We start from the raw sequence: 11,648 nt of genomic DNA, 5'->3' as shown, positions 1-11,648 counted from the left end.
AAAAAGGAGTCATCATGAAAAATGAACTAGACGGTAAATTGATCCTCTCAGTGTATGAAAAAATCATTCAACACGGTGAAGACCATGAAGATGGAAAGCTTTATGAGGGTATTTGCGCTTTTTCGGATATCGATGGTTATACGGTCTATCTAAAAGGCAGTGGCGTGTTACTGCGCTTTGGTTTTCACAATACTTATCACCTTGACTATCAACATGAAAAGAACAAAGAGGACTTTTTAAAGAAAGTGCTTTATATCGCAGAACAGGAACTGTAAAGAAGTAATGAAACGACGGGTAAAAGCTGAGTCAAAGCAACAGCAAGCGTTTATTAACCAAGTTATTAATGAGCTAAAATCTAACCCAGATAAGTTAGGTATCATTCGCGAAAACCTTAGTTACTATCGTGAACAACAGTTCCTCAAGCGTGGTTTTCTACTAGCTATTGAGCGCTTTGATTGGGTATTTGAAGCAAGTAACGATGTAGAGCAAATCTGTGCGCAAATTCTAGCCGATGATTACATTGGCAAACGTTTGCGCCGCTATCCCTTGCTGTACAAGGGCATTTTGGAACGTACCTATTAGTTCTCCCACCGCTAAAACATGATCTGTCCGGTAAAAAATGCTAGGTTAGCGCCATTTTGAAATAACGAGAACTGGACATGTCAAAAACTATAAACTCTCACAACACCCATGAAGGTGGCAATAATGGGTTGTTTAACCGATTTTTAGCCACCGTTGAATTTTTGGGTAATATGCTCCCCCACCCTATCACTTTATTTGCAATGTTCTGCGTTGCTATTATCGTTTTTAGCGGCATTGCCGATTGGTATGGTTTAAGCGCTATCGACCCACGCCCTGAAGGCGCTGCGGGTCGTGACCCTGATGGTGTTATTGAAGTTGTCAGCCTACTCAGTGCCGAAGGACTGCAGCGTATCGTTACTGGCCTTGTTACAAACTTCACCAGCTTCGCACCACTTGGTACGGTACTCGTTGCTTTATTAGGTGTAAGTGTTGCAGAGCACTCAGGTTTACTCTCTGCTGCTATGCGCGGCATGGTAATGGGTGCATCTAAGCGTTTAGTAACTTTTATGGTGGTGTTTGCTGCGATTTTATCAAATACGGCATCGGAACTTGGCTACGTCGTACTTATTCCATTAGCAGCCATGATATTCCATAGCCTTGGTCGTCACCCTCTTGCCGGTCTTGCTGCGGCATTTGCCGGTGTTTCAGGTGGTTACAGTGCCAATTTATTACTCGGCACCATTGACCCGCTACTTGCAGGTATCACCACGCCAGCAGCACAAATGATTGATCCAAATTACCAAGTTGGCGCTGAAGCAAACTGGTATTTCATGATGATTTCGGTATTTTTAATTGCCATTTTAGGCACGTTTGTTACCGAGAAAATCGTTGAGCCGCGCCTTGGTAAGTACAACCCTGATGAAGCAAGCAACGATTTGCCTAAAAATGATATTGCCGGTTTAACTGATAAAGAAAAGTCAGGCCTAAAATGGGCAGGTGTTTCACTGTTAGTGGTGTCACTATTACTTGCTTGGACAATTGTTCCTGAAGACGGCATTTTACGTAATCCAGAAACAGGCCTTGTGGCACATTCACCATTTTTAAAAGGCATTGTGGTATTTATCTTTGTGACTTTCGGTATTCCGGGTTTTGTTTACGGCCGCGTTGTTGGCACTATGAAAAACGATAAAGATGTCATCGATGCCATGAGTAAAAGTATGAGCTCGATGGGTATGTACATTGTGCTGGTTTTCTTTGCAGCACAGTTCGTTGCCTTCTTTAAGTGGACCAACCTAGGCACAATTTTAGCCATTAACGGTGCTGCTCTTTTACAAGCATTAAACCTAACTGGCCCTGAAGTATTTGTGCTATTCATTTTAATGTGTGCATTAGTAAACTTAAGCTTAGGTTCTTCATCTGCACAATGGGCTGTAACGGCCCCCATCTTCGTACCAATGTTAATGCTAATCGGCTATGCGCCAGAGACTATTCAAGCGGCGTACCGAATTGGTGACTCGGTTACTAACCTTATCACCCCGATGATGAGTTACTTTGGTTTGATACTGGCTGTTGCGACTAAGTATAAGAAAGACATGGGGATTGGTACATTGGTTGCGACCATGCTTCCTTACAGCATGATCTTCTTTGTTGGTTGGGTCGCGTTATTCTACTTATGGGTATTTGTTCTGGGTTTCCCAGTTGGCCCTGAATCACCGATTTACTATCAGCCTTAAAGCGCTTCTTAAAGGTGTAAAAAAGCCAAGCTTTGAAGCTTGGCTTTTTAATGTTTATCGATATGTTCGATAATAGCTGCGTCTTATCATTGTCAATGCGAATAATAACAAGATTAAGCTCATTGGCAGCGTACCACCGCCACTGGTTTTATGTTCTACACTCACCTGCTTATACGCTTTAACAACCACATTAAATTGTCCTTGTGTTGTTCCGCCATCACCATCTGAGATAACAAAGGTGACTGTGTCAGTACCTTCAAAACCTGCATTTGGAGTATAGGTAATCGTCCCATCATCGTTAATGACCACACTGCCATTCTCTGCTGTGGCTGAAATTATAGTGAAGTCATTATTATCTTCATCTGTCACATTTGCCAAAATATCAATCGTGACTGGACTTTGATCATCGGTGCTAACATCAATGATGGCATCTATCATCGGCGCTTCATTGGCTACGACGTCAACTATCACTGTCGCAAAATCAGCCCCTCCCTGACTATCTGAAATGCTATAACTAATCGTTGCAATTCCTAGGTGCTCTGCTTGCGGGACAAAATAAAGTAAATTATTAACAATACTTACTTCACCAATGTCTACTGCTGCGGATGTCAGAATTAACGAATCATCATTCGCATCTGTGTCATTCGAGAGTACATCAAGATATGTACTAATGTTGCGTTTGACCCTAACCATATCGTCTTCAGCAACCGGTTGAGTATTTGTACTTATTGTACTGGCAATACCACTTGGATCTTCGATGATACGATTTACTTTTCCGTCGGCGTCATTTGGGCCACCGTCTTCAATAGTAAGTTGAACACACCAATGTCCTTCAGTTAATCCTTGGGTATACTGAGCATCATGTGGTGGTGGACAGAAGCCTTCTGCACCAGGTGCTGATGCAATGCTATTGCGACTATCTACGACAAACTCAGTCCATCCGGTATGCATTAGCTTACGATATACAGCATTGCTCGGAATGGGTGCAAACTGAGCTATAACAATGCCGACTGACTGACCCGCTACGGGGATTTGGCTAACGTTAAAGTCAAAGACTCCGCTAGCATAATCAAATCCAGCATCTGCTGTGGCACCTGAACCATAATTCCCGTAATGCATTACTTCTTGCTCTGACACTCCGGTATTGGTGCCATGTGCTACAAACGCTACATGACCTAGGCTAAGTTGCAAACCTGGCTCGGTTTCCATTAAGAAAAATTCACTTTCGTTCAGTTTTTCTTGTACAACGTTGAGCGCTAACGAATCAGCATCTAAATAATCAGGTATGCCATCATTATCAGCATCCCCGTAACCTTCTTCATTATCAGGAATACCATCAAAGTCAGTATCTTCAGAAGATAATTGAGGCATTGAGTCAACAATAGTCAGTTCTAATAGTGAAGAACCCGCTTGTTGTCCGTCAAACACGCCGACTTCAAATTGATACGTCCCTAGCTCAAGAAGTTGTGGATCAAAAGTAAAACTCTCTTCAACACTGTCAGTATCGACAATGGCACTATCAGACGTTAACCAACCATATATGTGTGTATCGGTTAGGTTTGCATCCGTTACTAGTGTCGTTAACGTTACATCACCACCTTGTCTATTTATGATTCGCGTCACTATCCCTTGCTGATTTGCAAAGACCTCAATGCTTGGCGCAACATTCCCTTCTTCGATGGTAAGAGTATGCTCACCTAATGGACCGACAACAGCATTCTCAGGCGTTGAAAACTGAAGAACCAGTGTTTCAGACTTCTCATCAATGTCATCAGATGACACGTTAACAATCAGACTCGCTTCACGTTGCCCTTTTTCAAATCTAAATTCACCTTCAACTAGGTCATGGTCTGCACCCTCTAGCGCATCTCCAGATACTGTATATGGCACAACCACTGGGTAGTTAACGGCATCACCATTGAGAATTGCTTTAATAGAAACGGCCGTCCCCTCAGTTGCAGTTTGATTTTTACTAAAGTTAACCTGAGGAATAACATTGATTAACTGCGTTGCAGAAACTTGATCATCGCCTTCCCCGGCGCTCCAAATCACAGTGTGAGTCCCCGGTGCAAAGAAACCTTTTGAGCTTGCGGTGACACGAACTGGGTTACCCAGTGCATCCTTCGCAATAGCAGTGCCCATATTCACTTTGGTGAAAAGACCTTTAGATGCAATTGTTTTGTCTTCTGGTGCTGTAATCGTAATTTCAGCTGCCGTAGACACAACAGATACCACCAATGTGACTTCAACCACTTCACCATTTGAATCTTTAATTTGATAAGTAATTACAACATCAGCATTCAAGCCAACTGGGGCTAAGTACTCTAGTTTGTTATCGACAATGCGGATCGTGCCAGCACTCACGGTTGCCTTAACAAGAGTAAGTTCATCACCGTCAACATCAATATCGTTTGCGAGCACATCAAGCACCACATACTCATTTAAATCCGCATTGACGGTAAAGTTATCTGGCATAGACACTGGCGCATCATTGATTGCGTTAACGACAATAGTCACTGTCGCAATATTAGAGTTCAGCATGCCATCCGATACGGTGTAACTGAAACTATCAGTACCATTGAAGTCAGCGTTTGGTTGATACACCAGATGGTTTGCATCCATTATCAATGTACCATTACTCACAGGTGTCACAAGATTAAGCGTAAGCTCATCACCGTTTTCGTCAAAATAGTTTAGCGAAAAGGTAATGCTTTCATCTTCATCCATGCTGAACTGTTCGTCATGGGTAACCGGTGCAACATTCGCGATAATGACAACACTGGTTGCATCTGAGGTAAAGGTTTCTGTATTACCATGGCCATCAACATAGGTTACGACAACTGTGATTGTCGCGCCAATATCAGCTTCGGTTAGCATGTACTCTGCAAGCGTTGCACCAGTAATGATTTCGCCGTTACGCATCCATTGGTAGGTAAACTCACCTACGCCATCTGGGTCTTCGATTGTCGACTCAACAGCTAAGGTTTCACCTTCTTTTGCTTCACCAGTAATACTGATCCCGCCCGTGGCTTCATCGTTAACATCGGCCACTGTGATAGCAAAGGTTTGAGTATCGGTTAATCCTCCTGCATCAGTGGCAACTAAGTTGATAGTATGAGTACCTACATCATCATTACTCGGCGTACCGCTTAGCTCGCCTGTTGTAGGATCAAAATCAAGCCAACTTGGCAGCTCTAGCGCACTTAATTTATAGCTATCTGCACTGTCTATATCTTTAACAGTAACAACATAGCTATACGCTTCATCTTGTGTAGCCGACGTGACTGGGTGAGATTCAATAACAGGCGCATCATTGACTGCTAACACGGTGATAGTCACTGAGGCTGTATTTGACTGTGCACCTTCATTATCAAGTACAGAGTAAGTAAATGAATCAAAGCCCACATAATTGCTAATAGGCGTATAAGTAACTGTACCATCTACATTATTGGTAATATGACCAAATGCAGGGTTTGTTACAATATTCACTGAATCCTCATCAAGGTGACCATCAATGTCTGAATCATTCTGCGTCACATCAATAATCACGCTCTCATCTTCATTGGTCTGGATCACATCATTATTTGCCAATGGTGCATCGTTAACAGCTGTCACCGTAATGAACACCTCTGCATGGTTTGACCAAAGGCCTAAATCGTCTTTAACACGATAAGTAAATGTGTCTGCTCCATAACTATTACTATCTGGTGTGTAACTGAGCACGCCATTGTTCACTTGTACATTACCGTGTTCAGGCTGTGTAACAACTTCTAGACTCGTCTTATCAAGGGTGCCATCAACATCGCTATCGTTACCTAACACATTGATATTATGAGATGTGTCTTCAAGTAATACGGCGGTGTCATTTTGTGCAACTGGCGCATCATTCACACTATTTACCGTTAAAGTGACTGTCGCAATATTTGACATTAAAGACTGATCATCTTTGACACTATATTCAAAGCTATCAGTACCAAAGAAATCTGAATGTGGTGTAAAGCGGATTGTGCTTAACTCTTTATTGACAGTTAGCTCGCCATGCTTAGGGGCTTTCGTGATCGTCACATTCCCTATAAGCAACTCACTATCAACATCAATATCGTTGTCAAGAATAGACAACTCAATTGATGTATCTTCATCAAGTACACCTAACTCATTGGTCGCCACTGGTGCATCATTAACTTCACCGATAGTCACTAAAACACGTGCAATATTTGACACTGCACCTGCTTTATCTGCAATACGATACGTAAATGTATCGCTACCATTAAAGTTAGACGCAGGCGTGTAAACAATGCGCTCGTTTTGGACATTTGCTTGACCATTTTCAGGTGCAGAAACGACTACTAAGCTTGATAAGTCGAGTGAGTCTCCTTCGTCAATATCAGCATCGTTTAGTGCAACATCAATTTCAATGGCCATGTCTTCTTCGGTCATCGCGCTATCGCTATTTGCAAGAGGCGCGTCATTAACAGGATTAATAGTAATGGTCACCGTCGCCACATCTGAACGGCCATGCTCTATGTCATCGACTGTATAGCTAAATGTATCGGTCCCGTGAATATTCTCATTCGGCGTATAAGTGATCACACCATTTGCCGTATTCAAGCTAGTTTGACCTTGTGTTGGCGTTGTAACAATCATCACGCTTGCTGGGTTTAGCTTACTATCGACATCACTGTCATTGGCAAGAATATCAATCGCAACACTGTTATCTTCATCGACACTGGCGATGTCATTTTGCACATCAGGTACGTCATTCACGTTCTCAACCGTAATAGTGAAAGTTTGCTCAACCGTTGCATTGGCACTGTCAGTGACGGTTAGCGTCACAGAGTGCACACCGACATCATCATTGCGAGGCGTACCAGTAAGCACACCTGTTGAACGGTTAAACACCAACCAGTCAGGGTAGTTTGTTGCTCCATACTTCAAGGTATCGTCTTTATCGACATCGCTTGCGTTCAAGGTATAGATATAGCGATTATCCTCCGTTGCCACTGTAATTGGCGTTGAAGAAATCACCGGCTCGTCATTCACGTTTACAACCGAGATAGTGAATGATTGAGTATCAAGTGCATTAGCACCGTCTTTGACGCTCAAAGTAACAGCATGCTCACCCACATCATCATTGCTTGGTGTTCCAGAAAGTACGCCCGTTGATGGGTTGATCGTCAACCAATTAGGGAGCTTCGTTGCCGCATACGTTAGGGTATCACCTTTGTCAGCATCCTTTGCTGTTAACGTGTAACTATAAAAACTGTCTTCGGTTGCCGATGTGATTGGCACAGAAGAAATTTCCGGCGCGTCATTCACATTTTCAACCGTGATAGAGAATGATTGCGAAACAGATGCGCCAGTACTGTCAGTAACAGTTAAAGTAATGGCATATGTACCAATGGTATGCTTATTTGGGGTACCATACAGTTCGCCCGTAGACCTTGTAAAGCCTAACCATCCAGGGATCTTCGTTGCTGTATAGGTCAACGTATCGCCTTTATCGATATCGCTCGCAACAAGGGTGTAGCTGTATGGCTGGTCCTGTGTTGCTGCTCTAATCGGCGTGGAAGAAATCACAGGCTTGTCATTCACGTTTTCAACCGAAATCGTGAATGATTGAATGTCACTTGCATTTGCCTGATCGGTCACTGATATAGTCACCGTATGATCACCTACATCATCATTAGTCGGTGTACCCGCCAGCAGACCGGATGGGTTTAGCGATAACCAACTTGGTAATTGGGTCGCTCTGTATGTAAATGTATCGTCCTTATCAGCATCAGATACTGTCAGTTGATACGAATAAAGCATATCTTCTGTTGCTTGAGTCACCGCAATTGATGAAATACTCGGCGCGTCATTTACACCAGTCACCGTAATCGTGCCATTCACTGGCGTTATACTATTGCTGCCATCAGTTAAGTTAAATGTAATACCCAGTGAGCCAGAAAAATTAGCCGCTGGTTTAAATGATAAATTTGCAAGTGTAGTGGTGACATCCGCGAGCGACCCACTGACTGTTAGTGTCGCATTGTCATTATTATAATTAACGACGGCACTACCACTCGCCGCGCCTGCTAGTAAGCCAGATGTGTTATTAGCAAGTGTAATTGTCAGGGTAACATCATCACCTTCTTCATCGGTGATTTGATAATTATCGAATAGTAAGCTTGCGTCGCTGTCTTCTGCAACAGAAAGCGCATAACTATCAAATACTGCTCGGCTGGATTTCAAAACCGAAGCCTTATAATCATCAGCAGAATCATTAAAAGAAATGTACAAGCTGTCGTCACTCGCAATCGCGAATCCATACTGATAAGCTTTACCTGATCTTACACCTAGGGGAGATACCGTATGCCAGCTTGTGCCATCAAAACTCGTCACCCTCACCTCAAAGCCCTCAGTTCCATTCTTATAAGTCCTATTCGTATAAGCGACATGAGGTCTATTGTTACTATCAAACTCAATATCGGGTGTATATTTATTTTCCGCAGAAAAACCTCGTTCTCCTACTAAAACCCAATCTGTGCCATCGAATTTTCTTACAAAAATTTCAGACGAATTAGCATTTACAAAGTAAGGCGTATTATTATTTAAAGCAAAGTTAGAGCTATAAACATTTTCAAGGGAATCGACAGGACCAACAGGCACCCAACTATCATTCACAAATTTTTTAACATTGCCAAACCACTTGTCGTTTCTTTTATCAACATATGCAAGGAAAGGTGTGTCATTGTCATCAAATGCAAGTGAGATAAACCTTGCATCTCTAGGCGTAACATTCATCCCACCGACAGTCTGCCAATTTGTACCACCCCACTTTTTAACAATTGCTTTGTTAAAATAACGACTATCTTGATAAGCAACATATAGGTTGTCTGCACTATCAATTGCGATTGACAAATAATTAGTTTCGTTTAAATTGACTGGCCCCCCACCTATGGTTTGCCAACTTCCGTTAATAAACTTTTGAACGACGGCTTTACCACCAAGTGATATATCACTATAGATAATATGCGGGACATTATGACTATCTATCGCCATTTTTAATCCACTAGTAATTCCAGTATGGAAACGTTGAGGCCCTACATATTGCCAAGAATCACCCTCTAATTTAATTCCTGATAATACGTTACGGTTATTGAACTTGTCTGAAAAAACCACATAGGGAATATCATGACTATCTAACTCAAGGCTAACAGAAAAGGCAGCCGCTATAGAAAAACCTGTATTACCCGCAAAATCCCATTTTGGTTTATTGACCATCACTGGCGCATCATTTGTTAATGAAACAGAAATAGTAAAGTTTTGATTGGTAACTGGCTCAACACCATCTTCCAAGCCATCGGCTAGGTCAAATGTAAAGCTATCAGAGGTAGTCTCTGAGCCATTGTGTTTATAATAAAGGTTTGAATCATCCAACGTTTGCTGGGTAAACGTGCCATTTACAGCAAGCGCTTCGCCTGAGTCTAAGCTGCCGTTATCATTGGCATCAACAAACAAGCTGCCGTTAGTAGGCACTGATTTAAGTGTAAATGTAAGCTCTGCACCTGTGTCATCAGGGTCTGAGGCTGATAAGTCAAGTGTAGAAATTAGTGTCGTAGCACCTTCATCAATTGAGAGGCCTTTATTAACAGAAACTGAGGGCGCTTTGTTAGGTGTAACTACGTTATAAGTTAAAGTTACTGGCGAGGCGCTCTCTGTGCCATCAGTCAGTTCGTTAGTGAATGTGAATTCACCGGTGTAGTTACTATCAAGAGTAAAGGTTAAGTTTTCAATCGTTGCCTTTACATCACTAACACTACCAGAAATTGTTAATACACCGCTGTTAGCGTCGTAGTTATAGTTAGCCCCACCGCTTCCATTACCTGAAAAGCTCCCTGCGTTGGTATCCGAAAGTGTAATAGTTAACATCACGTCGTCGCGGTCTTTGTCTGATATTATGAAATCAGCAAACGGATCACCTATTGAGTCTCCTTGATTGATCGTTAGAGATGAGTCTGAAAAAGATGTTGTAGCATACTTCATTACAGAATTTGTTGTTCTAGTCGTATTTTTAGAATAAATAACATAAGGAGTGTTTTGGCTGTCAAGGGAAATAGAATTGCCGCGGGTGCTTTCTTCAGCAAAGCCTTCTCTACCAACATACTGCCAAGTGTCATTTTGATAACTTACTACGTTACCCCTACCACCGCTAAAAAATATAAATGGTATGTCATTTGCACCCAATTCAAGGTCAGAATCACCTGCAGAACCATCAGACAAGTTCTCACTAACTAAAGACCAAGTTGTGCCGTCAAACTTATAAAAACCTAGCCCAACAGTTCCATTGCTTGAGGTTCTAGCGCTTACATAAATATTGTCATTACTATCAATTGCTATCGACGGTTTAATTGCTCTTGCATTTGATATACCCGCCTCTCCGACATATTCCCAAGATGAACCATCGAAATACATCACAGAAACACCTGTGGTAGTTTGAGAATACTGACTGAATAAAACGTAAGGAGTATTTGAGCTATCAAAAGCAATTTCAGAATGGGTTACATCAGATTGGGTAAAACCTTGTAGGCCAACACTTACCCAATTATTACCATCATATTTTTTTACAACAGCTTTATTTCCTAAACTACTGTCGATATAAACAACATGTAAAACGCCATTATGATCAAACGCTAGATTAATGTATGATACATCGCCATTAGTTACAGGTGAACCTACGTCCTTCCAAGATGTTCCATTAAAAGTTCGTACTCTCAAAATTTTATCAGAATCTACTATATCACCGAAAGAAATAAACGGTGTGTTGTTGCTATCAAAAATTAAATCCGGGTACAAAGAAGCAAAATATGAATCTGAAGAATCCATCTCATCACCAATGAACTCCCAATCTGTACCATTGAATTTCATAACACTGCTACCAGTTGGACCTCCTCTTAAAATTACCCAAGGTACATCATTAGTATCGACCCTAATTTTTACATAACTTTTAGCAAAGTTTGATTGAACGAAGCTAGCACTGCCAAGATCCTTCCACTCGCTGAATGAAAAACTAGGCGCTGTATTTTTCTTTATAACTGTTAATTCATCATTCTTTTTGATGTTTCTATCTGACAAAGAAACATAGTTATCATCTAACACAGCGGTACCGCCCTCAACACTTTGAGTAATGACCACTCTGTCATACGGGATACTCGTTTCATCGCTTATTAATTGTCGTAGAGTACCAATACTGTCACTGGGCTCTACATCAAGCGTAAACGTTTTACTAGGAGCGACAATTGTAATTGGCATAGCCAATATCGACATGGGCGCAATAAGTGCGACTAAGTATAAATATTTAATAATTGTTGATAACATGGCATTTTAATCCTGTAGAAACTTCAAGCTGTT

General features: G+C 41.8%; 4 protein-coding genes. 3 read left to right on the top strand and 1 reads right to left on the bottom strand.

Features of this window, described 5'->3' with window-relative positions; translation table 11 throughout:
- Window positions 1–14 precede the first annotated feature (14 nt).
- The 3 genes from IMPJCBKJ_RS14495 (at window position 15) to IMPJCBKJ_RS14485 (ending at window position 2,255) form a co-directional block, all read left to right on the top strand.
- A complete protein-coding gene (locus IMPJCBKJ_RS14495; RefSeq protein WP_054554528.1) occupies window positions 15–275 on the top strand; it encodes a DUF3081 domain-containing protein in 261 nt (86 codons plus the stop codon).
- Window positions 276–282: 7 nt separating this feature from the next.
- Complete coding sequence (locus tag IMPJCBKJ_RS14490; RefSeq protein WP_166340800.1) at window positions 283–582, top strand: hypothetical protein; 300 nt, start codon at window positions 283–285, stop codon at window positions 580–582.
- Between the two features lie 77 nt (window positions 583–659).
- Window positions 660–2,255 carry an AbgT family transporter gene (locus tag IMPJCBKJ_RS14485; protein ID WP_135926342.1) on the top strand — a complete coding sequence of 532 codons (1,596 nt, stop codon included), beginning with the start codon at window positions 660–662 and terminating at the stop codon, window positions 2,253–2,255.
- 54 nt (window positions 2,256–2,309) lie between these two features.
- Here the strand turns inward: IMPJCBKJ_RS14485 and IMPJCBKJ_RS14480 are convergent, their stop codons facing one another.
- On the bottom strand, window positions 2,310–11,615 hold the full coding sequence (locus IMPJCBKJ_RS14480; protein ID WP_166340799.1) for an Ig-like domain-containing protein: 9,306 nt from the start codon (window positions 11,613–11,615) through the stop codon (window positions 2,310–2,312).
- Window positions 11,616–11,648 lie beyond the last annotated feature (33 nt).

It is taken from the genome of Pseudoalteromonas sp. MB47, assembly GCF_011319765.1.
GTDB lineage: Bacteria > Pseudomonadota > Gammaproteobacteria > Enterobacterales > Alteromonadaceae > Pseudoalteromonas > Pseudoalteromonas simplex.
The sequence above is the reverse complement of the archived record's forward strand: the minus strand, read 5'-3'. Positions and strand labels throughout refer to the sequence as shown.

Excerpts from the sequence above, each read along its gene's own strand:
- IMPJCBKJ_RS14495 (WP_054554528.1), top strand. The coding sequence starts at position 15 with ATGAAAAATGAACTAGACGGTAAATTGATCCTCTCAGTGTATGAAAAA.
- IMPJCBKJ_RS14490 (WP_166340800.1), top strand. The coding sequence starts at position 283 with ATGAAACGACGGGTAAAAGCTGAGTCAAAGCAACAGCAAGCGTTTATT.
- IMPJCBKJ_RS14485 (WP_135926342.1), top strand. The coding sequence starts at position 660 with ATGTCAAAAACTATAAACTCTCACAACACCCATGAAGGTGGCAATAAT.
- IMPJCBKJ_RS14480 (WP_166340799.1), bottom strand. The coding sequence starts at position 11,615 with ATGTTATCAACAATTATTAAATATTTATACTTAGTCGCACTTATTGCG.